This window comes from Mesorhizobium sp. WSM4846, from assembly GCF_055811415.1.
In genome coordinates, this window is the sequence record NZ_JBVVPZ010000012.1 from 19,711 (window position 1) to 41,673 (window position 21,963).

The 21,963-nt window shown below is 62.7% G+C and carries 19 protein-coding genes; 9 read left to right on the forward strand and 10 right to left on the reverse strand.

Annotated features, from left to right (window positions below; translation table 11 throughout):
• Positions 1 to 861: 861 nt before the first annotated feature.
• From dnaA to AC0L15_RS12865, 5 genes are all read left to right on the forward strand, one after another.
• Positions 862 to 2,334: a chromosomal replication initiator protein DnaA gene (gene dnaA, locus AC0L15_RS12845; RefSeq protein ID WP_287067253.1), complete on the forward strand. Its 1,473-nt coding sequence runs from the start codon at positions 862 to 864 to the stop codon at positions 2,332 to 2,334.
• Between the two features lie 323 nt (positions 2,335 to 2,657).
• Positions 2,658 to 3,776: a DNA polymerase III subunit beta gene (gene dnaN / locus AC0L15_RS12850; protein WP_287248496.1), complete on the forward strand. Its 1,119-nt coding sequence runs from the start codon at positions 2,658 to 2,660 to the stop codon at positions 3,774 to 3,776.
• A gap of 129 nt (positions 3,777 to 3,905) precedes the next feature.
• Positions 3,906 to 5,060 carry a DNA replication/repair protein RecF gene (gene recF / locus AC0L15_RS12855; RefSeq protein ID WP_287248493.1) on the forward strand — a complete coding sequence of 385 codons (1,155 nt, stop codon included), beginning with the start codon at positions 3,906 to 3,908 and terminating at the stop codon, positions 5,058 to 5,060.
• A 231-nt stretch (positions 5,061 to 5,291) separates the two neighbouring features.
• Complete coding sequence (locus AC0L15_RS12860; protein WP_128169863.1) at positions 5,292 to 6,047, forward strand: molybdopterin-synthase adenylyltransferase MoeB; 756 nt, start codon at positions 5,292 to 5,294, stop codon at positions 6,045 to 6,047.
• A 3-nt stretch (positions 6,048 to 6,050) separates the two neighbouring features.
• Positions 6,051 to 6,533, forward strand: coding sequence for a GNAT family N-acetyltransferase (locus tag AC0L15_RS12865; RefSeq protein ID WP_473496452.1), 483 nt, complete (start codon positions 6,051 to 6,053; stop codon positions 6,531 to 6,533).
• Positions 6,534 to 6,561: 28 nt separating this feature from the next.
• On the opposite strand, the gene AC0L15_RS12870 is transcribed toward AC0L15_RS12865, so the two are convergent.
• Positions 6,562 to 7,563, reverse strand: coding sequence for a 2-hydroxyacid dehydrogenase (locus AC0L15_RS12870; protein WP_023802130.1), 1,002 nt, complete (start codon positions 7,561 to 7,563; stop codon positions 6,562 to 6,564).
• 158 nt (positions 7,564 to 7,721) lie between these two features.
• Here AC0L15_RS12870 and AC0L15_RS12875 point away from each other — a divergent pair, with 158 nt between their 5' ends.
• On the forward strand, positions 7,722 to 8,279 hold the full coding sequence (locus AC0L15_RS12875) for an SH3 domain-containing protein (protein WP_473496453.1): 558 nt from the start codon (positions 7,722 to 7,724) through the stop codon (positions 8,277 to 8,279).
• 183 nt (positions 8,280 to 8,462) lie between these two features.
• On the opposite strand, the gene irrA is transcribed toward AC0L15_RS12875, so the two are convergent.
• Positions 8,463 to 8,894 (reverse strand): iron response transcriptional regulator IrrA, encoded by a 432-nt coding sequence (gene irrA / locus AC0L15_RS12880; RefSeq protein ID WP_027151698.1) that lies wholly within the window; start codon positions 8,892 to 8,894, stop codon positions 8,463 to 8,465.
• Between the two features lie 243 nt (positions 8,895 to 9,137).
• Between irrA and fabA the strand changes: the two genes are divergently transcribed.
• The 3 genes from fabA (at position 9,138) to fabI (ending at position 11,831) form a co-directional block, all read left to right on the forward strand.
• On the forward strand, positions 9,138 to 9,656 hold the full coding sequence (gene fabA / locus AC0L15_RS12885) for a 3-hydroxyacyl-[acyl-carrier-protein] dehydratase FabA (RefSeq protein ID WP_023802127.1): 519 nt from the start codon (positions 9,138 to 9,140) through the stop codon (positions 9,654 to 9,656).
• Positions 9,657 to 9,785: 129 nt separating this feature from the next.
• Complete coding sequence (gene fabB / locus AC0L15_RS12890; protein WP_128185389.1) at positions 9,786 to 11,006, forward strand: beta-ketoacyl-ACP synthase I; 1,221 nt, start codon at positions 9,786 to 9,788, stop codon at positions 11,004 to 11,006.
• A 12-nt stretch (positions 11,007 to 11,018) separates the two neighbouring features.
• Positions 11,019 to 11,831 (forward strand): enoyl-ACP reductase FabI, encoded by an 813-nt coding sequence (fabI, locus tag AC0L15_RS12895; protein WP_287248489.1) that lies wholly within the window; start codon positions 11,019 to 11,021, stop codon positions 11,829 to 11,831.
• 41 nt (positions 11,832 to 11,872) lie between these two features.
• Here fabI and AC0L15_RS12900 read toward each other — a convergent pair whose 3' ends face one another.
• The 8 genes from AC0L15_RS12900 to AC0L15_RS12935 form a co-directional block, all read right to left on the reverse strand.
• Positions 11,873 to 12,886 (reverse strand): class I SAM-dependent methyltransferase, encoded by a 1,014-nt coding sequence (locus AC0L15_RS12900; protein WP_473496454.1) that lies wholly within the window; start codon positions 12,884 to 12,886, stop codon positions 11,873 to 11,875.
• Positions 12,887 to 12,977: 91 nt separating this feature from the next.
• A complete protein-coding gene (pnp, locus tag AC0L15_RS12905) occupies positions 12,978 to 15,125 on the reverse strand; it encodes a polyribonucleotide nucleotidyltransferase (protein ID WP_023802123.1) in 2,148 nt (715 codons plus the stop codon).
• Between the two features lie 406 nt (positions 15,126 to 15,531).
• Positions 15,532 to 15,801 (reverse strand): 30S ribosomal protein S15, encoded by a 270-nt coding sequence (gene rpsO, locus AC0L15_RS12910; RefSeq protein ID WP_006337962.1) that lies wholly within the window; start codon positions 15,799 to 15,801, stop codon positions 15,532 to 15,534.
• Positions 15,802 to 15,984: 183 nt separating this feature from the next.
• The gene (gene corA / locus AC0L15_RS12915; RefSeq protein ID WP_287248484.1) at positions 15,985 to 17,079 is read right to left on the reverse strand and encodes a magnesium/cobalt transporter CorA; all 1,095 of its coding nucleotides are present in this window, start codon (positions 17,077 to 17,079) and stop codon (positions 15,985 to 15,987) included.
• Positions 17,080 to 17,122: 43 nt separating this feature from the next.
• The gene (truB, locus tag AC0L15_RS12920; protein ID WP_287217761.1) at positions 17,123 to 18,085 is read right to left on the reverse strand and encodes a tRNA pseudouridine(55) synthase TruB; all 963 of its coding nucleotides are present in this window, start codon (positions 18,083 to 18,085) and stop codon (positions 17,123 to 17,125) included.
• Entirely contained in the window at positions 18,085 to 18,522 is a 438-nt protein-coding gene (gene rbfA, locus AC0L15_RS12925) for a 30S ribosome-binding factor RbfA (protein WP_128169859.1), read from the reverse strand. The genes truB and rbfA overlap by 1 nt, the downstream gene beginning before the upstream one ends.
• A 225-nt stretch (positions 18,523 to 18,747) precedes the next feature.
• Positions 18,748 to 21,315, reverse strand: coding sequence for a translation initiation factor IF-2 (gene infB, locus AC0L15_RS12930; RefSeq protein WP_473496455.1), 2,568 nt, complete (start codon positions 21,313 to 21,315; stop codon positions 18,748 to 18,750).
• Positions 21,312 to 21,962 carry an RNA-binding protein gene (locus AC0L15_RS12935; RefSeq protein ID WP_287248482.1) on the reverse strand — a complete coding sequence of 217 codons (651 nt, stop codon included), beginning with the start codon at positions 21,960 to 21,962 and terminating at the stop codon, positions 21,312 to 21,314. Before AC0L15_RS12935 ends, infB begins: the two co-directional genes overlap by 4 nt.
• Position 21,963 lies beyond the last annotated feature (1 nt).

The following is a 21,963-nucleotide window of genomic DNA, read 5'->3' on the forward strand; positions in this document are numbered from 1 at the left end:
GTTTGCCGGCAAGTACTTAAAAAGAAAGCCCGCAAGCAACACCCCGCACGATTTCGAAGTTCGAATTGCTTTGCCGGCATATACATGACGGCTGACAGGCGCAGGCGCTGAAAGCGTTCACGGCGAAAATATCAACTGTCGAAAATCACCTTTATTTTTCAAACGGTTGCGGACGGTCATCCACAGCTTGTTCACATCGGGTGCGAGGGATGGGGGACAATTGCCTGTCAAGAAAATTATTTGATAAAATTTCGCGCGACGCGGCCTTTTTCACATTCGCCGGAAAAGGGTTTGAATCACAATGGGTTTGTCAAAATAAGCCAGTGCAACGCAGGCTCCGAACCCGTTTGCGCTAACCACATTCCTTAAAAATCCGTTAGTCGTGGCCTTGCCCTATCCACAGCGATTTCGCTAAGGTCTGTCTATCGAGAGGGACGGGCCGTTGGCCCTTAACCCAGCCTGAATCGGCCAGCAAAAAAGTGGCAGAATTCATGACGCGGATCATCTCCGCGTACGGGTTTGGTTTGCCTTTTCGATACGGTAGGGGAATGGCGTAATTGTACATGGCAGATCAATGACGCGCCGGCGTTTCGCCGGGCGGAATTGTATTGCCCTGACATGACCAAAGCGGGCTGGCTCCGAGGAGCCGGCGCCGGTTCCCTGACAATGAGGCGACATCAGCTGCCGGCGGCGGCGGTGGTGTCGCTGCGAGGACACGGTCGCCGGAAACATGGATGCAGGAGGCGCATTCCCGGTGGAAAAAGGTACAAAAGGACAAGGAACTCGATCATGCAGAGCGGCATCGAAAGGGAGCTTACGGGCGACCTCCCATTCCCTGGGACCTTAACCGGAGGGGACGCCATGTCGGCTTCCATCGACGCGGAACAAAAGTTCGACCGGGTCAAGGCCCATTTGAAGGCGCGTCTGGGAACCGAAGTCTATTCGAGCTGGTTCGGGCGCATGAAGGTCGCCGAGGCGTCCCGGGGCATTGTCCGCATCTCGGTGCCCACCGCCTTCCTGCGCTCGTGGATCAACGGCCACTACCTCGACCTCATCGCCGAGCTGTGGAAACACGAGGATCCTGAAATCCTCAAGATCGAGATCGTGGTGCGCACCGCTACCCGCCCGGGGCGCAACGGCGTCGAGCCCGAAGTGGCCCCGGCGCGCAAGATGACCAGGCAAGCGCAAACGGCGCTGGCCGCGGGAACAGCGGCCCCCGGCAGGGTGGAGCGGGTACCGGCACCTCGCCCGGGAATGCCTGCCGAGACCGAGTTCCGGCACAATGTGCTCGGTTCGCCGCTTGACCCGCGCTACACGTTCGGCTCCTTCATCGAAGGACCGTCGAACCGGGTGGCCTTCGCCGCCGCCAAGGCGGTGGCGGAATCGCAGTCGAGCGCGGTGCGCTTCAATCCGCTGTTTCTGCACGCGACGGTGGGGCTGGGCAAGACGCACCTGCTGCAGGCGATCGCGGCGGAATCGCTGAAGCAGAATCCGAAGTCGCGCGTCGTCTATCTCACGGCCGAATATTTCATGTGGCGGTTTGCCACCGCGATCCGCGACAACAACGCGCTGACGCTGAAAGAACAGTTGCGCGACATCGACCTCCTCATCATCGACGACATGCAGTTCCTGCAGGGCAAGTCGATCCAGCATGAATTCTGCCATCTGATCAACATGCTGCTCGACAGCGCCAAGCAGGTGGTGGTCGCCGCCGACCGGCCGCCGTCGGAACTGGAATCACTGGAGCCCCGCGTCCGCTCGCGCCTCAACGGCGGCGTCGCGCTCGAAATGTCGGCGCCGGATTTCGCCATGCGGATCGGCATGCTCAAGCTGCGCCTTGCCACCGCCAAGGCCGACGATCAATCGCTCGACATCTCGGAGGAGATCCTCAACCATGTCGCCCGCACGGTGACCGGCAGCGGGCGTGAACTCGAAGGTGCGTTCAACCAGCTTCTGTTCCGCCAGTCGTTCGAACCGCAGATCACCATCGACCGCATCGATGAGATCCTCGGCCACATCTATCGTTCGGGCGAGCCGAAGCGGGTGCGCATCGAGGACATCCAGCGCATCGTCGCGCGCCACTACAATGTGTCGAAGACGGAACTTCTGTCCAACCGGCGCACCCGCACCATCGTCAAGCCGCGGCAGGTCGCGATGTACCTGTCGAAGGTGATGACACCGCGCTCCTTGCCGGAGATCGGGCGGCGTTTCGGTGGCCGCGACCACACGACGGTGCTGCACGCCGTGCGCAAGATCGAGGATCTTTCAGGCGTCGACAACACGCTGGCGCAGGAGCTCGAATTGCTGAGAAGACTGATCAACGACCAGGCCTGACCGGCCCGAAAAAACAAAAGCGTGTCGCGTCTGGATGGCTGCAACGCGCTTGAAATCTCTGTCTTTAGGCACGCGTTGCCGCAAAGCCCATGCACACTCTCGGGCCTGATCCGAGGGCATGCTTTTTGGGCGACAGGCATGGCTTGCGGGCTTCGCCGGTTTTATCCCAAGAAAGCCCGCGTAACCGGCCCGAACCGTCAGCACGGGCTTGCGTTCACGGGTTTTTTCCTGTCAGTTTGTGCAGATTCTGAGCCTGTTCAGACCTTTCGCGGGTTGCCGCTTGCCGGAGACCCGCTCATTCATTCAAGCGAGCCTGTTTCGTCATGCGTGTTATCCTGGAACGGTCAAATCTCCTGAAGTCGCTCAACCACGTTCATCGCGTGGTCGAACGGCGCAACACCATACCGATCCTGTCGAACGTGCTGCTGAGCGCCGAAGGCGCCACCCTTGAAATGAAGGCGACCGACCTCGACCTGGAGGTGACCGAAGCCACGCCCGCCAAGGTCGAGCGCGGCGGCGCGACGACGGTCCCGGCGCACCTGCTCTACGACATCGTGCGCAAGCTCGCCGACGGCGCGGAGGTCATGCTGAAGACCGACGAGGACGGCAACGCCATGACGGTGACCTCGGGCCGCTCGAGCTTCCGCCTGCAGTGCCTGCCGCAATCCGATTTCCCGGAGCTTTCGGCCGGATCGTTCTCGCATGTCTTCCGGCTCGATTCGGTCGCGCTCAAGGGCCTGATCGAGAAGACCCAATTCGCCATCTCCACCGAAGAGACGCGCTACTACCTGAACGGCATCTACCTGCACACGCATGACGCCGACGGCAAGCTGAAGCTGCGCTCGGTAGCGACCGACGGCCATCGGCTGGCGCGCGCCGAGATCGACGCGCCGGCAGGATCGGAAGGTATGCCGGGCATCATCATTCCGCGCAAGACGGTGAGCGAATTGCAAAAGCTCGTCGACGACCCTGATATCGCGGTGACCACCGAATTGTCCGACACCAAGATCCGTTTCACCATCGGCAGCGTCGTTTTGACCTCGAAGCTGATCGACGGCACCTTCCCGGACTATCAGCGGGTGATCCCGACCGGCAACGACAAGAAGTTGATCATCGACCGCCAGAGTTTCGCCGCCGCCGTCGACCGCGTCTCGACCATTTCGTCCGAACGCGGCCGGGCGGTGAAGCTTTCGATTGGAGAAGGCCAGGTCACGCTTGCAGTCAACAATCCGGATTCGGGCAGCGCCACCGAAGAACTGGCCGCGGATTATTCGTCCGACGCGATCGAAATCGGCTTCAACGCCAAATATCTGCTCGACGTCGCCGCCCAGTTGACCGGCACCGAGGCAAAATTCATGCTGGCGGATGCCGGCTCGCCAACGCTGATCCACGACATGGCCGACGAAACCACCCTCTACGTGCTGATGCCGATGCGGGTCTGATGCATGTCGCGCAAAAGTGTACAGCGGTTTTGCGATAACGACATGCATAAAACAACAAACCTAAAGCGCGTCCCATGAGGCCGGTCAAACGCGGCGCGCTTTAGGCCCGAACGAGGCCATCTTGCTGTCATGACCGGAGTTGCGAAGCAGCCTGAGCGCGATCAGCAGACTCATATAAGTAAGCTTTCGCTTACCAATTTCCGCAATTACACAACACTTTCGATCGATCTCGATCCCGGCCCGGTGGTTTTTTCCGGTGACAATGGTGCCGGCAAAACCAATCTGCTGGAGGCGATTTCCCTGTTGACGCCGGGGCGCGGCCTGCGCCGTGCGCCTTATGCCGACGTGGCGCGCGAAGGCGGCGACGGCGGCTTTGCCATTCATGCCCGGCTCGATGGGCCGGTCGGCCCGGTCGAGATCGGCACCGGCATCGCGGGCGGCGACGCCGCCGAAGGCGGCCGGCGGGTGCGGATCAACGGCGCGGCGGCGCGCTCGGCGGAGGACATGCTGGAATGGTTGCGCGTCGTCTGGCTGACACCGGCGATGGATGCATTGTTCACCGGGCCGGCCGCAGATCGGCGGCGCTTTCTCGACCGGCAGGTGCTGGCGATCGATCCGGGCCACGGCCAGCGCGCGCTCGACTACGAAAAAGCGATGCGCGGCCGCAATCGACTGCTCGCCGAAGGCTCGCGCGATGGCGCCTGGTTCGATGCGATCGAGACGCAAATGGCCGAAACCGGTGTGGCGATTGCCGCGGCGCGTGCCGAACTGGTACGCCTGCTCACCGCCATGGTCGACAGGCTGCCAAGCTCCGGTCCATTTCCGCAAGCCGACATCGGCCTGTCCGGCGCGCTGGAAAGCGAGGTCACAACCAGCGCGGCTGTCGATGTCGAGGAGCGGTTCCGCCGCGCGCTTGCCGAAGCTCGCGATCGCGACCGCGCCGCCGGGCGCACGCTCGACGGCCCGCACCGGTCGGACCTCGTGGTGCGGCACCGGCCCAAGGCGATGCCGGCCGAACTCTGTTCGACGGGCGAGCAGAAGGCGCTGCTGGTCGGCATGGTCCTGTCGCACGCCCGGCTGACCGGCGAGATGTCTGGCATGACGCCGATCCTGCTGCTCGACGAAATCGCCGCCCATCTCGACGCGGGCCGACGCGCCGCGCTGTTCTCGATCCTCGAAGAGCTGAATTGCCAGGCTTTCATGACCGGGACCGATGCGGCGCTGTTTTCCAGTCTCGACGGACGCGCGCAGTTTTTGACCGTCGATCATGGCACGGTTCGGTGAATGGTGAAGGGTGAAGGGTGGTGAGAGCGCCATTATTTCACTAATCACTAATCACTAATCACTACTGAGTGGTCGCTATTCACTATTCACTATTCACTATTCACTATTCACTATTCACTATTCACTATTCACCATTCAACCGCTGCGCACCCCGATGGGCAAGCCGATGGCAGGCTTTGGCAACGTGCATTACTGCCTGACAAGGTTTTTCTCCCGCTATATGGTCCGGCGATGATCACCACCGCGCTCACCGACGAAGAACTCGAACGCTACGCCCGCCACATCGTGCTGCCCGAGATCGGTGGCGCCGGCCAGCAGCGACTGAAGCGGGCTCGGGTCCTGGTCGTCGGCGCCGGCGGGCTGGGAGCGCCGGTGCTTGAATATCTTGCCGCAGCCGGCGTCGGCACGCTCGGCATCGTCGACGACGACAGCGTCTCGCTGTCGAACCTGCAAAGGCAGGTGATCCACGGCACCGGCGCTGTCGGCATGGCGAAGACCGACAGTGCCAAGGCGGCGATCGCCCGCATCAACCCCAACGTCGCCGTGGAACTACACAATCTCAGGCTGACGGCGGACAACGCCCCTGCCCTAGTCGCCCGATATGACATCGTCGTCGACGGCTCCGACAATTTCGAAACCCGTTATGCGGTGGCCGACGCCTGCGCCGCGGAAAAGCGGCCGCTGGTCCATGCCGCCGTCGGCCGCTTCGACGGCTCGGTGACCGTGCTGAAACCGTTCGAGACCGGCACCGACGGCAGGCCGAATCCGAGTTATCGCGATCTTTTCCCGGAACCACCGCCGGCCGGCTTGGTGCCATCCTGCGCCGTGGCCGGCGTGCTCGGCGTGCTGACCGGCGTCGTCGGCACGCTGCAGGCCATGGAGGCGATCAAGCTGATCGCCGGCATCGGCGAGCCGCTGGTCGGCCGGCTGCTGCTTTACGATGCGTTGGCCGCGCGCTTCGACACGATCCGCTACAAGAGCAGCTAGATTTTGGGCAGCCTGGTTTCCGTCGCGCAGCTTCCGGCCGATTTCGAGCGTTGGGACGAGGTGCTGGCGCTGATCATGCGCGCCTTCGCTGCCATGGGCGGCGTCATCGATCCGCCATCGTCGGCGCATCGGCTCACGGTCGAGAATCTCCGCGACAAGGCCCGGCAGGAGACGGGCTTTGCGGCGCTGAACGACGGCAGGATTGTCGGCTGCGTTTTTGTCCTCGAGCGGGCCAACGATTTCTATATCGGAAAGCTCGCGGTCGAACCGGACTTTCAGGGACAAGGCATTGCCAGGCGGCTGATGCAAGCTGTCGAGGACCTTGCCCGCGACCGCGGCAAGCCTGCGATCGAGCTTCAGACGCGGATCGAATTGACCGGGAATCACGCGGCCTTTGCCCGCCTTGGCTTTCGCGAAACGAAACGGACGGCGCACAGTGGCTATGACCGACCGACCTCGATCACCATGCGCAAGGTGCTTTTGTAAGTATACGCTAATTTAAGATGGCAGCCGGTCACGTCCGCAGCGGCAGTACGCGATCCGGCGGCCGATGGCCATCGAAGAAGGCGCGGATGTTGATGATCACCTTCTCGCCCATGTCGATCCGGCCTTCGAGCGTCGCCGACCCCATATGCGGCAACAGCACGACCTTGCCCTTGGCGGCGAGCTTCAGCAATTTGCTGTTCAGCGCCGGCTCATGCTCGTAGACGTCGAGCCCGGCGCCGGCAATCTTGCCGTCCTGGATCAGCTTGACCAGAGAGTCCTCGTCGATGATGTCGCCGCGCGCCGTGTTGACGATGTAAGCGGACGGTTGCAGAAGCGCCAGCCGCCGCGCCGAAAGCAGATGGAAGGTCGCCGGCGTCGACGGACAATTGACCGAAATGATGTCCATGCGGGCAAGCATCTGGTCGAGGCTTTCCCAATAGGTCGCCTCCAGCTCATCCTCGACCGCGGCAAGCACACGATGGCGGTTGTGATAGTGGATCGACAGGCCAAACGCCTTGGCCCGCCGGGCGACGGCGGTGCCGATGCGGCCCATGCCGACAATGCCGAGGCGTTTGCCCCAGATACGCCGGCCCAGCATCCAGGTCGGCGACCAGCCGGCCCATTTCTTGTCGCCGGTCAGCACATTGGCGCCTTCCGCCAGCCGCCGCGGCACCGCCAGCATCAGCGCCATGGTCATGTCGGCGGTATCTTCGGTCAGCACGTTCGGCGTGTTGGTGACGGTAATGCCCTTCTTCGCTGCTGCTGACACGTCGATCTTGTCGACGCCGTTGCCGAAATTTGCGATCAGCTTGAGGTTGTCGCCGGCCTGAGCGATCAGCGCCGCGTCGATTTGATCGGTTATGGTCGGCACCAGCACGTCGGCTTCCTTGACCGCCGCGACCAGTTCCGGCTGCGTCATCGGCCGGTCTTCGACATTCAGCCGGGCGTCGAACAGCTCACGCATGCGGGTCTCGACCGGGTCGGGCAGCTTGCGCGTGATGACGACGAGGGGCCTTTTTCTGCCTACCATTGTTTCCTCGAACCCGACCTCGTTGAGACCTCTTTAACCAAGACAGGCGAAACTGCAGGCCGGTCGCGGTGCCAGTTCTCCATGTAACAAGAGGTTCCGCCGAAGACAAAGAAAAAGGGGCGCCAGGGCCGATGAGCCGGCGCCGAAAGGGAACGAAAGTGTCTGGTTTCGCGTCGCTCCGCCTGGCCCTCAGCGCAGCATTTGTCGGCGCTCTGCTTTATTCCCCGGATGTGGCGGCACAGAATGCGGCAGCACCGACCCAGAGCGTCACGCTCGGGCCGAGCGGCCTGCCGCTGCCGCGCTTCGTCAGCCTGAAGGCCGGCCGCGTCAACTCCCGCGTCGGACCAGGCGTTAACTATTCCGTCGACTGGATGTATATGAAGCCCGGCCTGCCGATGGAGATCATCCAGGAATTCGACACCTGGCGTCGGGTGCGCGATGCCGACGGCTCGGAAGGCTGGATCAACCAGTCGCTGCTTTCAGGTCGCCGCACGGCGATCGTAGCACCCTGGCAGCGCGGCAAAGATGCCCGAATCAACCTACTCGACGACCCGCAAAAGGATGCCGGCATCGTCGCAATCGTCGAGCCTGGCGCCATGGGCACGATCAAGTCCTGTGACGGCCAGTGGTGCGAAATGACCTTCAGTGGCCACACCGGCTGGCTCGCCCAGTCGCTGGTCTGGGGCGCCTATCCGGGCGAACGGGTCAAGGACTGACCTCTTCTTGCCGGTTCGGGATGATGGTCCAACGCATGTCGCGCAAAAGTGCGCAGCGGTTTTGCGATAACGACATGCGTAAAAACATCAACCTGAAGCGCGTCGCATGAGGCCGGCCAAACGCGACGCGCTTTAGAGGCCGATACAGGCGAAACGGTATCTCGCCGCCTTATAAAGAGCGGATCAATCGGAGCGTTTGGGGCGCAGCCTCACCACGATATCGACATTGGCGATCTCCATGCCCTCCGGCGGCTCCGGCAGGTTGGAAACCGTGACAGGACCGCTGGCGATGTCAAAAATCCTGTTTTCGCCCTCAATGTAGAAATGATGGTGATCGGAGGTGTTGGTGTCGAAGTAGGTCTTCGACCCCTCGACGGCCAGGATGCGCAGAAGGCCCGCCTGGGTGAATTGATGAAGGGCGTTGTAGACGGTGGCGAGCGATACCGGCACGCCGGCGGCGATTGCCTCCTCGTGCAGTTCCTCGGCCGACAGATGGCGGTCGCCTTTGGCAAAAAGCAGATCGGCCAGCGCAATGCGCTGACGCGTCGGCCTCAGGCCAGCTTCGCGAACCCGCTTGTCCACAGCGACATTTTCCTTCCGGCAGCCCAGATCCATCTATCCATCCAAGCTCAAGTTTCGCCTCAAAACCTGTCCAGAACGGCAAAAAACCAACATTGACCGAACCTGGACATCCCCCGACATATATTCTGTCGGCCGAATACGATCAATAGCGCGCATTGACCCCGGCAGGCGGGCGGGTTAAGCGCAAACGCCGGTTTCCGCCCTGAAATAGATTGTGTTAGGAAACCAACGACAAGGGCGCGCTACCGCCCGGACGATTATTGGGGACGGAGACTGATGGCGGTTTCGAAATCCAGCTACGATTACGAGGAACTGCTTGCCTGCGCCCGCGGCGAGCTGTTCGGACCTGGAAACGCCCAGCTCCCCTATCCGCCGATGCTGATGTTCGACCGCATCACCGAAATCAGCGAGACCGGCGGCGCCTTCGACAAGGGCTTCATCCGCGCCGAATTCGACATCAAGCCGGACCTGTGGTTTTTCGCCTGCCACTTCATCGGCAACCCGATCATGCCGGGGTGCCTGGGCCTCGACGCCATGTGGCAATTGACGGGATTCTACCTTGGCTGGCTCGGCGAGCCGGGCAAGGGCATGGCGCTGTCGACCGGCGAAGTGAAATTCAAAGGCATGGTGACGCCGTCGGTCAAGAAGGTAGAATATGGCGTGGATTTCAAGCGCGTGATGCGCGGCCGGCTGGTGCTGGGTATCGCCGATGGCTGGCTGAAGGCGGATGGCGAACCCATATACGCAGCAACGGATCTCAAGGTGGGTCTGTCCAAGCAATCGGCTGCCGCCTGACCGGCGCCTGCGCAGCGCGGCGAGTCCGCGGGAGGCGCAAAAGGAAGCTGTAGAACTTAATTTGCGCATCCTTGTCCGGCAGGTTTCGGTCCGGCAGGTTTCGGGTTCACGCGCTGGAAGGAGTTGCGAATGAGACGGGTCGTAGTTTCGGGCCTCGGCATCGTGTCGTCGATCGGCAACAATGCCAACGAGGTGCAGGCCTCGCTGCATGATGCCAGATCCGGCATCAGCTTCTCGGATTCCTTCGCCGAACACGGCTTCCGCTGCCAGGTCTGGGGAGCGCCGACGCTCGACCCCGCCGCGCTGATCGATCGCCGCGCCATGCGCTTCCTGTCCCAAGGTGCGGCCTGGAACCATGTCGCCATGGACCAGGCGATCGTGGACGCTGGACTTGGCGAGAACGACATCACCAATGAGCGCACCGGCATCGTCATGGGATCGGGCGGACCATCGACCAGAACCATCGTCGAGGCCGCTGAAACCACGCTCAAGAACGGCAGCCCCAAGCGCATCGGCCCGTTCGCGGTGCCGAAGGCGATGTCGTCGACCGCTTCGGCGACGCTCGCCACCTGGTTCAAGATCCACGGCGTCAATTATTCGATCTCTTCGGCCTGCTCGACCTCGGCGCATTGCATCGGCAATGGCTACGAACTGATCCAGTGGGGCAAGCAGGACATGGTCTTCGCCGGCGGCCATGAGGATCTCGACTGGACGATGTCGGACCTGTTCGACGCGATGGGCGCCATGTCCTCCAAGTTCAACGACCGGGCATCGGCTGCCTCGCGCGCCTATGACGTCGATCGCGACGGCTTCGTCATTGCCGGCGGCGCCGGCGTGCTGGTGCTGGAAGAACTCGAGCACGCTAAGGCGCGCGGCGCCAAGATCTACGCCGAGGTCGTGGGCTATGGCGCGACCTCGGACGGCTTCGACATGGTGGCGCCCTCGGGCGAAGGCGCGGTGCGCTGCATGCGGCAGGCGTTGGCGACCGTCTCTTCGCCGGTCGACTACATCAACACGCACGGCACCTCGACGCCGGTCGGCGACTCCAGGGAGATGGGCGCGATCCGCGAGGTGTTCGGCGAAAACATGCCGTTCATCACCTCGACGAAATCGCTGACCGGCCACTCGCTGGGTGCGGCCGGCGTGCAGGAATCGATCTACTCGATCCTGATGATGCAAGGCGGATTCATCGGCGAGAGCGCCCATATCGAGCAGCTCGATCCGGAATTCGAGGGTATGCCGATCGTGCGAGAGCGCATCGACGATGCCAGGATCGACACCGTCCTGTCCAACTCGTTCGGTTTCGGCGGCACCAACGCAACGCTGATTTTCCAGCGCTATTCCGCATAAGGACTGCCAACCATGGACGGATTGATGAAGGGCAAGCGCGGGCTTGTCATGGGTGTCGCCAACGACCATTCGATCGCCTGGGGCATCGCCCGGAAACTGTCCGAACATGGGGCGGAACTCGCCTTCACCTATCAGGGCGAAGCCTTCGGGCGCCGGGTCAAGCCGCTCGCCGACAAACTCGGCTCCTCGCTGGTCGTGCCTTGCGACGTCGAGGACAGCGCATCGGTTGCCGCTACCTTCGAGACCTTGGGCGAGGCCTGGGGCGGGCTGGACTTCGTCGTCCACGCCATCGGCTTTTCCGACAAGAACGAGCTGAAAGGCCTTTACGCCGACACCAGCCGCGACAATTTCGTCCGCACCATGGTCATCTCCTGCTATTCCTTCACCGAGGTCGCCCGTCATGCGGCCGCGCTGATGAGGGACGGCGGCTCGATGATCACGCTGACCTATGCCGGTTCGGTCCGCGTCATGCCGAACTACAACGTCATGGGCGTCGCCAAGGCCGGGCTTGAAGCCAGCGTCCGCTATCTCGCCAACGACTACGGCCCGCGCGGCATCAGGGTGAACGGCATATCCGCCGGACCGGTGCGGACACTGGCCGGCGCCGGGATTTCCGACGCACGCCACATGTTTTCCTACCAGCAGCGCAACTCGCCGCTGCGCCGCACAGTGACCATCGACGAAGTCGGTGGTTCCGCGCTCTATCTGCTGTCCGACCTGTCGTCGGGCGTCACCGGCGAAATCCACTATGTCGATTCCGGCTACCACATCGTGTCGATGCCGACGCTCGACGAGCTGAAGCGGACCGACAGCGGACGAGAGTAATTTCGGCCGCAGAAGATGCCGTTGTCCGCGTGAACCAGCCTTCAGCGGCGCGCCGCGAAAACCTTGAACATGCCGTCGCGGGCGATCTCGGCATGGCTGGAGAAGGCGGCCGCCAGCACCGGCTCGTAGGGAAGCTGGCGGTTCGCCACCATGAACAGCCGCCCGCCCGGCTTCAGCGCCTTTGCCGCGGCGCGGATCATGCCGGCGCCGATCTCGGGCTCGGCCGCCCGGCTGCGATGGAAGGGCGGGTTCATGGCGATGGCGTCATAGCGCCGCTCGACCGGCTCGCTCAAAAGATCGATCCAGAAGAAATTGGGTTCCGCCGCTGTGTTGCCGATATTGCCTTTCGCCGTCTCCAGCGCATCGAACTCGGCCTCGTAGAGATCGAGCGCCGATATGCCAGGTGAGCGGGCGGCGATTTCGGCCGCCACATAGCCCCAGCCGGCGCAGAAATCGGCAACGCTGCCACGCAGATCGCCGGGCAGATTTTCGACCAGCAATCTCGAACCTGCATCGATCTTGTCGAAAGAGAACATGCCTGGCGCGGTGCGGAACCGGGCCTCGAGCAGAAGGGCTGGATTGGCGGCGCGAAGCGCTGCCGCGACCGCAGCATCGGCCGGTCGATGGAACCAGAAGGCGATGCCGTGATGTTTCGGCAAATGGCCATCGAGCGGCACAAGCTCGTCGATGCGCTTGCGCAGGCTGGCAATGCCATCGTCCTTGGCGCCGGCAACGACAATCGATCCGCCCGGCCTCACACACTCGATCGCCTCGGCAATGCGCAATTCGTTTTGCCCGCGATGACGGCCGGCAAGCACCAGTGCCGCATCGAAACCTTCGCCCTGCAGGCGCGGCGTGACGGTGAAACCGGCCGCCTGCAGCGCGCGAAAGTGCGGCCGGAAGCCTCGCACCAGATGCAGTGCTGCATCAAAACCTTCGGGCAGGCGGAAGCCCGGCTCAGCGCCCAGAAAGAGGACACGCTCGCCCTTACGCGGCAAGGAAACAGCCTCCGCCTCGAACGGATGGAACAGTGTCTTCAGCGGTTCAGCGGACATTTTTCGATCTCGAAGTGCAGCTGGCTTGACCAGAAAATGAAAGCGGGCGCGACCTGTCGGCGCGCCCGTTTCGATTGTTCGGTCAGATCGCTCAGGCAGCGTCTTCTTCGCCGTCGGCCTTCTTGTCGCGGGCGATTTCCTTGCCGGTGGCCTGGTCGACGACCTTCATCGACAGGCGGACCTTGCCGCGTTCGTCGAAGCCCATCAGCTTGACCCAGACCTTGTCGCCTTCCTTGACGACGTCGGAGGTCTTGGCGACGCGATCATTGGCGAGCTGCGAGATGTGGACGAGGCCGTCACGCGGACCGAAGAAGTTGACGAAAGCGCCGAAGTCGGCTGTCTTGACGACCGTGCCCTCGTAGATTTCGCCGACTTCCGGCTCGGCGACGATGGTGTGGATCCACTTCTTCGCCGCCTCGATCTCCTTGGCGTTGGACGAAGCGATCTTGACCGTGCCGTCGTCCTCGATGTTGATCTTGGCGCCGGTCTTTTCGACGATCTCGCGGATGACCTTGCCGCCCGAGCCGATCACGTCGCGGATCTTGTCGGTCGGGATGTGCATGACCTCGATGCGCGGCGCGAATTCGCCGAGTTCGGAGCGCGCGCCGGACAGCGCATGGCCCATTTCGCCGAGGATATGCTGGCGGCCGTCCTTGGCCTGATCCAGTGCGATCTTCATGATCTCCTCGGTGATGCCCTCGATCTTGATGTCCATCTGCAGCGAGGTGATGCCGTTGGCGGTGCCGGCAACCTTGAAGTCCATGTCGCCGAGATGGTCCTCGTCGCCGAGGATGTCGGAGAGCACCGCGAAGCGCTCGCCTTCCTTGATCAGACCCATGGCGATGCCGGCGACCGGCTTGGCCAGCGGCACACCGGCATCCATCAGCGCCAGCGAGGTGCCGCAGACGGTAGCCATCGACGACGAGCCGTTGGACTCGGTGATCTCCGAGACGACGCGCAGCGTGTAGGGGAACTGGTCCGATGTCGGCAGCATCGGGCGGATCGCGCGCCAGGCGAGCTTGCCGTGGCCGATTTCGCGGCGGCCGGGCGAACCCATGCGACCGGTTTCACCGACCGAATAGGGAGGGAAGTTGTAGTGAAGGAGGAACTTCTCCTTGTACATGCCGGTCAGCGAATCGACATACTGCTCGTCCTCGCCGGTGCCGAGCGTGGCGACGACCAGCGCCTGGGTCTCGCCGCGGGTGAACAGCGCCGAGCCGTGGGTGCGCGGCAGGACGCCGACTTCGGAGACGATCTTGCGAACCGTCTTCAGATCGCGGCCGTCGATGCGCGAACCGGTGTCGAGGATGTTCCAGCGCACGACCTTGGCCTGGAGCTCCTTGAACACGGTGCCGATCTGCTCGGACGTATACTTGGCTTCTTCGCCTTCGGCGGGTGCGAACGCAGCCTTGACCTTCGCCTTGACGGCGTCGACGGCGGCATAGCGCTTCTGCTTGTCGGTGATCTTGTAGGCATCGCGAAGCTCGCCTTCGACGATCTTCAGCATCTCGGCTTCAAGCGCCGAATAATCCGGCGCGGTGAAGTCACGCGGATCCTTGGCGGCGACTTCTGCCAGCTTGATGATGGCGTCGATCACCGGCTGGAAGCCGCGATGGCCGAACATGACGGCGCCGAGCATCAGATCCTCGCCGAGTTCCTTGGCTTCGGACTCGACCATCAGCACGGCGTCGGAGGTGCCGGCGACGATCAGGTCAAGCTTGGATTCCTGCATCTCGTCGACATGCGGATTGAGCACATATTCGCCGTTGATGTAGCCGACGCGGGCGCCGCCGATCGGACCCATGAAAGGGACGCCGGACAGCGTCAAAGCCGCCGAGGTGGCGACGATCGACAGGATGTCCGGGTCGTTTTCGAGATCATGCTGGACGACGGTGACAACGATCTGCGTGTCGTTCTTGTAACCGTCAGCGAAGAGTGGGCGGATCGGACGGTCGATGAGACGGGAAACCAGCGTTTCCTTTTCGCTCGGACGGCCTTCGCGCTTGAAATAGCCGCCCGGGATCTTGCCGGCGGCATAGGTCTTTTCCTGGTAGTTGACGGTCAGCGGGAAGAAATCGAGGCCCGGTTTTGGTTCCTTCATCGAAACGACGGTGGCGAGAACCTTGGTTTCGCCGTAGGTGGCGAGCACCGCGCCGTCAGCCTGGCGCGCAATCTTGCCGGTTTCGAGGATGAGCGGACGGCCGCCCCATTCGATTTCCACTTTGTGGTGATTGAACATGTCTTGTCCTTCATATGCGGAAAGGGCCGCGCCATTTCACCGTGCGCGAGTGCCCCTTTCCCTTGGCTTCGTTTCTCGGGCAGCCACGGGCAAGACAACGGGAAGCTCGGGTAAATCCGGCGCGGGTGCCGCGCGAGCGTCCTGCAATCCTGCCCCATGACCGTCCATGGGCGGTTTCGAATGGCCCTGTGCTATATCGAAACCGGGTCTGGCCAATCGATCCGACTGGCCTTGCGCATGACCCGAAAACCGCGGCTCTCGGAAATGCCTTGCGCAAATTCAAAGTTTCAGAGCGTCCCATGTGCGCGTCCAAATCGAAGCGCGGCGCTCTACTTCCTTCATTGAAGCAATGGACTGCTCCAATGCGCGACCGGCGGGCTCTCGAAAGAACCCGCCGGTCAATTCGTCAACGGCGCAGACCAAGCTTCTCGATCAGCGTCTGATAGCGCGCGTCGTCCTTGCGCTTGAGATAATCAAGCAGGCTGCGGCGCTGGGAGACGAGAGCGAGCAGACCACGGCGGGAATGGTTATCCTTCTTGTGGTCCTTGAAATGGTCGGTCAGGTTCTTGATGCGCTCGGAAAGGATGGCCACCTGGACTTCCGGAGACCCGGTATCGCCCTTAGCGGTTGCGAATTCACCCATCAATTCCTTCTTGCGCTCGGCAGTAATCGACATCGTGTTTTTTCCTTATCTGTTTGAGGAAACGGGACGCCCTCGGCCGGGATGTCGTCCAGCAGGGGCCGGTACAAGCAACGTGGCATTGCACGATGCTGCGGCGCATATAGGGCAATTCAGGCAAAAACACCAGCCCAATTCACAAGCCGGCTTTTTGCTGCACAAACGAAGATTTCGCCTCGGCTAAAGCCACTTCTTCCATCTGAAGAAGGCGACAAGCCCGAGCGCGACAACGGCCATGAACACCAGCGCTGCCGGATAGCCGTATTGGGCCCTCAGCTCCGGCATGTTCCATGGCGAGGCTTCGGGGTCGAAGTTCATGCCCCACACGCCAGCGAGAAAGGTGAGCGGGATGAAGATCACCGAGACGATCGTCAGATAGCTGATGACGTCGCTGGTGCGTGCCTGACTCAGCGACAGATGCATCTCGATCAGACCGGTCAGCATGTCGCGCTGGGTTTCGACCAGTTCGATGAGCCGAAGCGAGTGATCGAGCGTGTCGTTCAGGAAGATCTTGGTCTCGGGCTTGACGTAGGGCACGTCGTTGCGGATCAGCGTCGCCAGCGCGTCGCGCATCGGCCAAAGCACCCCCTTCAGCACATTGGCGTCGCGCCGCAACTCGTGAAGCCGCCGCATCTGGTGCTTGTCCGCCGCGCGCAGCATCTGGTCCTCGATGCTGTCGACCAAGTCGCCGGCGGTCTCGATCGGCGGGAAATAACTGTCGACGATAGCGTCGATCAGCGCATAGGCGAGATAGTCGGCGCCGCGTGAGCGCAGCCGGTTGGGCATCGAGCTTTCGATGCGCTTGCGCACGGGATCGAACGGATCGCCTTCGCGCTCCTGGAAGGTGACGACGAAGTTCCTGCCGAAGAAGACCGCGATCTGCTCGTAGCGATGCGCGGTGACGTCGTCGATCATCCTGACGACGACGAAGGCATGGTCCTCGAAGAAGTCCACCTTCGGCCGCTGGCCGGTGTTGACGACGTCTTCCAGCGCCAGCGGATGCAGGCTGAAAGTCCGGCCGATCTCCTCGATCAGCGGGATGTTGGCGAGACCGGTGCAATCGAGCCAGATGACCGGCCATGCGTTGCAATGAGCATTCAGGTCGTTGATGCTGGCATCTTCGATTGTCTCGAATTTGTCGGGCGACATCAGTGTCAGTCGCAGTTCGCTGCGCCGCGCCGCAGGGTCGGCGATCAGTGTGCCTGGTGATGCGCCGATCGGCGGCCGCCGTGCTGTCACCGGCGCCCGCTTCCTGATCGTCTCGGCCTTTGCCATGTGCCCCTCGAATGTACCTCTGATCGAGATTAGACGAGGGGGCTCAGCCGGCAAAGACCCGCTTCGGCTTGAACATGCCTTGCTCGATGGCGCCGATGGCGACCAGCTTGCCGCGCGCCGTGGCGCAGGCTTCCTCGGCTTCCACCGGCGCGTCGCGGCCACGGATGATGACCGGGTTGCCGAGGCGGATTTTTGTTGCCGCGTCGTCGCTGATCGCGATCTGCGGCAGGCAGTCGAGCGCGGCTGACGTGTCGACCAGAAACGCGTCGATGGCGTCGAAGTCGACCGGCACCGTGTCCGCTGAATCCGAACCCTCATCGGGCTGTTCGCCGAAGCGGGCGGCTTCCAGCTCGGCGATGGTGACGAAGTCTTCCTGCGTGAACGGCTCGACCTCGATCCGGCGCAGTTCGGCGATGTGACCGAAACAGCCGAGATCGCGGCCCATGTCGCGGGCCAGCGAGCGGACATAGGTGCCCTTGCCGCATTCGACCTCGAAAATGGTGCTGTCAGCACTGTGCTCGATCAGGTCGAGGCGGCCGATCTCGACTTCCCGCGCCGGAATGTCGACCGTCGCGCCGTCGCGGGCAAGATCATAGGCGCGCTCGCCTGCGATCTTGATGGCCGAAAATTGCGGCGGTGTCTGCATGATGACGCCGGTGTATTTCGGCATCAGCAAAAGCACATCGGCTTCAGCCGGACGCTGGTCGGAGCTTTTCGTCACCGGCCCTTCGAGGTCATCGGTCGAACGCTCCTCACCCCAGGCAACCGTGAAGCGGTAGACCTTGGCGCCATCCTGGACATAGGGGACGGTCTTGGTCGCTTCGCCGAGCGCGATCGGCAGCATGCCGGAAGCGAGCGGGTCGAGCGTGCCGGCATGGCCGGCCTTTTCCGCCTGGAACAGCCATTTGATCTTGGAGACGGCTTCGGTCGAACCCATGCCGACGGGTTTGTCCAGCACCAGCCAGCCGGAGATCGGCCGACCCTTCTTCTTGCCGCGACGCGCCACTATTTTTCGTCCTTGTCGTTGTCTTTGTTCTGGTCGCCGATCTGGGCGTCTGGGCCGAGATCGCGCGCCACTTCGGGCGAGTGCAACAATTCGTTGATCTTCTGGAAATTGTCGTAGCTGGTGTCGAGCCGGAAGCGGAATTCCGGCATGTACTTCATCTGCCGGAGCGCGCCGGAAACGCGGCCGCGCACGAATTTCGCATGCTTGTTGAGCGCCTCGACCACCGCATCGGCATCACTGGCGCCAAGCGGCGAGACGAAAGCGGTGGCGATCTTCAGATCGGGCGACATGCGCACCTCCGAGACCGAAACCACCGAATTCTCGATCAGCGGATCGAGGATCTCGCCACGTTGCAAGGTTTCCGACAGCGCATGCCGCACCTGCTCGCCGACGCGAAGCATGCGCTGGGATGGACCTGACGTGGTTGAACGGGGCATTTTTCTCTATCCTGAAATCGTGAGGCACGGGATGGGACCGCGCCGCATGTCTCATATGCTTTAAAGCCTGATCCATCCCGATAGAAATCGGAATGGATCAGGCTCTATTTTTTGTTGACCATGATCCTCTCCGAACCCGGATACCACTTTTCGGGATCATGGTTTAGGCGGCAGCCTTTCGACCACCGCCCGGTCTGTAAATGCTCGAACTCAAGTTGCTCGAACTCAGAGCGTCCTGGTCACCATCTCGACGCGGAAGCACTCGATGACGTCGCCGACGCGCATGTCTTCGTAGTTCTGGAAGGCCATGCCGCATTCCTGGCCACCCGGAACCTCCGCAACTTCGTCCTTGAAGCGCTTCAGCGTCTTCAGCGTGCCTTCGTGGATGACGACGTTGTCGCGGATCAGGCGAACGCCCGCACCGCGCTCGACCTTGCCTTCGGTGACACGGCAGCCGGCGATCTTGCCGACCTTGGTGATGTCGAAGATCTCAAGGATCTCGGCATTGCCGATGAAGGTCTCGCGACGCTCCGGCGACAGCAGGCCGGACAGCGCCGCCTTCACGTCATCCACGAGGTTGTAGATGATCGAGTAATAGCGGATCTCGATGCCTGCGGCCGCAGCCGCCGCACGCGCCTGCACATTGGCGCGAACGTTGAAGCCGATGATTGCGGCGCCAGAGGTTTCCGCCAGCGAGACATCGCTTTCGGTGATGCCGCCGGCGCCCGCATGAACGATGCGCGCACGCACCTCGTCGGTGCCGAGCTTGTCCAGCGCTGCGTTGATCGCCTCGATCGAGCCCTGCACGTCGCCCTTGATGACCAGCGGGAATTCCTTCAGCCCGCTCGTCTGCAGTTGCGACATCATCTGTTCGAGCGAACCACGCTGGCCGGCATGCTTGGCCACCGCCTTCTCACGCGCCAGACGCTGGCGATATTCGGTGATCTCGCGGGCGCGGGCCTCGTTGTTGACGACGGCGAAGCGGTCGCCGGCCTGCGGGGTTCCCTGCAGACCGAGCACTTCCACCGGCATCGCCGGCGGCGCTTCCTTGATCTGCCCGCCACGGTCGTTGACCAGTGCGCGCACCCGGCCCCATTCGTTACCGGCAACGAGGATGTCGCCAGGCATCAGCGTGCCGGTCTGGACCAGCACCGTGGCGACGGGGCCGCGGCCCTTGTCGAGCTGAGCTTCGATGACGACGCCCTCGGCGGTGCGGTCCGGATTGGCCTTCAGGTCGAGGATTTCGGCCTGCAGCAGGATCGCTTCGAGCAGCTTGTCGAGATTGGTGCCCTTGGTCGCCGACACTTCGACGTCCAGCACCTCGCCGCCCATCGATTCGACGAAGACTTCGTGGCGCAGTAGTTCCGAGCGCACCTTCTGCGGGTCGGCGTCATGCTTGTCGATCTTGTTGATCGCCACAATGATCGGAACGCCGGCCGCCTTGGCATGGCTGATCGATTCGATCGTCTGCGGCATCACGCTGTCGTCGGCCGCCACTACCAGGATGGCAATGTCGGTCGCCTGAGCGCCACGGGCGCGCATTGCCGTGAAGGCGGCGTGGCCGGGCGTATCGATGAAGGTGATCTTGTTACCGTTCTTCTCGACCTGATAGGCGCCGATATGCTGGGTGATGCCGCCGGCCTCGCCGGACACAACATTGGCATTGCGGATGGCATCGAGCAGCGACGTCTTGCCGTGATCGACATGGCCCATGATGGTCACCACCGGCGGACGCGGCTCGAGATCCTCGGGACGATCGGCGATGTTGAAGAGGCCTTCCTCGATGTCGGACTCGGCGACGCGGCGAACCGTGTGGCCGAATTCGGTAGCGACCAGTTCGGCCGTGTCGGCGTCGATGACGTCGCCCGGCTTCAGGATCTGGCCCTGTTTCATGAAGAACTTGACCACATCGACGGCGCGCTCGGACATGCGCTGCGCCAGTTCCTGGATGGTGATGGTTTCGGGAAGTATCACTTCGCGCATGACTTTCTCGCGCGGTTCGTTATGCAGCGCGCGCTTGAATTTCTCCTGGCGCCGACGCATCGACGACAGCGAACGCGCACGCGCATCCTCATCGGAAAGTGCGGCATTCAGCGTCAGCTTGCCGCGGCGGCGATCTTCCTCGCCCTTGGTCGGCTTGGCCGGACGCGCCACTTCCGGCGTGACCGGACGGCGCACCGGGGCGCCGGCGCCGGTCCGCTTCGGCTTGATGTCCTCGTCGTCGACTGTCGCCAGTTCGGCGGTCAGCGGCGCGCGGCGGCGCGCCTCTTCCTCGGCACGCCGGCGGGACTCGGCCTCGGCCTGCAGCCGGGCTTCTTCCTCGGCCTGGCGGCGCGCGGATTCCTCGCGTTCGCGACGGCGGCGCTCTTCATCCTCGGCGCGGCGCTTGGCCTCGTCGATGGCGCGCTGGCGATCCTCGACGTCGCGCACCTTCGAACCCTCAAGGGCCCGGCGGCGCGCCTCCATTTCATCGCGCGACAATTGGTTCAGCACCATGCCGCCGCGTTCGACCGGCGGCGGAGGCGGCGGCGCCTTGGGCGCTTCCTGCACAACCGGCGCTGCCGCGACCGGTGGCTTCGGGGTGAAGACGGACACAGGGGCAGCAGCCGGCTCCGGCTTGTCACCGGGCAGCGAGAACTTGCGCTTCTTGGTCTCGACCACGACCGCCTTGGTACGGCCATGCGAGAAGCTCTGGCGCACGGTGCCCTGTTCCGTACCGGGGCGCTTCAGCGTCAAAGTCTTCTTCGGCGTAACACTCAACGTCTTGTCGTCGCCCGATTTCGTATCGCTCATTCCATATCCTCTGCGGCATCATCTTCGTCAGCAACGGCCGCAAGCATTGCCAGATCGTCCGGGGAACCGCCCCGATACCGGTCGAGCGCAACCATGCGCTTCTGGACCGCCCTGCCCGCGTCTCCCGCGAGAACGGCAGCATGTATCACATTTGTACCCCCCAATGCCAAGCTCAACTCGGCCTCGGAGAAAAGTTTGTAGGCAACGATGGCGGGGCCACCGAGGTGGACGGTTGCCCGTCGCGCCTGGCTGATCTTGCGGACGCCGTCATCTGACGCCTCGGTCGCATGCAACACGAAAAGCGCCAGCCCGCCACGCACCGCGCTCTCGACCTTGGTGGCGCCGAGCGCGATCGCGCCTGCTTTGCGGGCAAGACCGAGCATGCCCAGAGCGTATCTGGAAAGCAGCCCGTCGACCATGCCGCCGAGATCGGTCGGCACGGTCACCTGCGCCTTGAAGGCGCGAGCGAACAGGTTTTTCGCTGCCGCCTTATCGATATGTAGGCGGTCGGCAGTCACCCAGCAACCGCGTCCGGGCAGGTTTTTCTTGATATCCGGAACGACGGCCGAATCCGGGCCGACGACGAAACGGATCAGTTCATCCGGTTCGGCCTGTCTGCGCGTGACGATGCAAGTGCGATCGTTCATC

Bases quoted from the DNA above. Each gene is read 5' to 3' on its own strand.
- dnaA (WP_287067253.1), top strand. From the start codon at position 862: ATGTCGGCTTCCATCGACGCGGAACAAAAGTTCGACCGGGTCAAGGCC.
- dnaN (WP_287248496.1), top strand. From the start codon at position 2,658: ATGCGTGTTATCCTGGAACGGTCAAATCTCCTGAAGTCGCTCAACCAC.
- recF (WP_287248493.1), top strand. From the start codon at position 3,906: ATGACCGGAGTTGCGAAGCAGCCTGAGCGCGATCAGCAGACTCATATA.
- AC0L15_RS12860 (WP_128169863.1), top strand. From the start codon at position 5,292: ATGATCACCACCGCGCTCACCGACGAAGAACTCGAACGCTACGCCCGC.
- AC0L15_RS12870 (WP_023802130.1), bottom strand. From the start codon at position 7,563: ATGGTAGGCAGAAAAAGGCCCCTCGTCGTCATCACGCGCAAGCTGCCC.
- irrA (WP_027151698.1), bottom strand. From the start codon at position 8,894: ATGGATCTGGGCTGCCGGAAGGAAAATGTCGCTGTGGACAAGCGGGTT.
- fabA (WP_023802127.1), top strand. From the start codon at position 9,138: ATGGCGGTTTCGAAATCCAGCTACGATTACGAGGAACTGCTTGCCTGC.
- fabB (WP_128185389.1), top strand. From the start codon at position 9,786: ATGAGACGGGTCGTAGTTTCGGGCCTCGGCATCGTGTCGTCGATCGGC.
- fabI (WP_287248489.1), top strand. From the start codon at position 11,019: ATGGACGGATTGATGAAGGGCAAGCGCGGGCTTGTCATGGGTGTCGCC.
- AC0L15_RS12900 (WP_473496454.1), bottom strand. From the start codon at position 12,886: ATGTCCGCTGAACCGCTGAAGACACTGTTCCATCCGTTCGAGGCGGAG.
- pnp (WP_023802123.1), bottom strand. From the start codon at position 15,125: ATGTTCAATCACCACAAAGTGGAAATCGAATGGGGCGGCCGTCCGCTC.
- rpsO (WP_006337962.1), bottom strand. From the start codon at position 15,801: ATGTCGATTACTGCCGAGCGCAAGAAGGAATTGATGGGTGAATTCGCA.
- corA (WP_287248484.1), bottom strand. From the start codon at position 17,079: ATGGCAAAGGCCGAGACGATCAGGAAGCGGGCGCCGGTGACAGCACGG.
- rbfA (WP_128169859.1), bottom strand. From the start codon at position 18,522: ATGCCCCGTTCAACCACGTCAGGTCCATCCCAGCGCATGCTTCGCGTC.
- infB (WP_473496455.1), bottom strand. From the start codon at position 21,315: ATGAGCGATACGAAATCGGGCGACGACAAGACGTTGAGTGTTACGCCG.
- AC0L15_RS12935 (WP_287248482.1), bottom strand. From the start codon at position 21,962: ATGAACGATCGCACTTGCATCGTCACGCGCAGACAGGCCGAACCGGAT.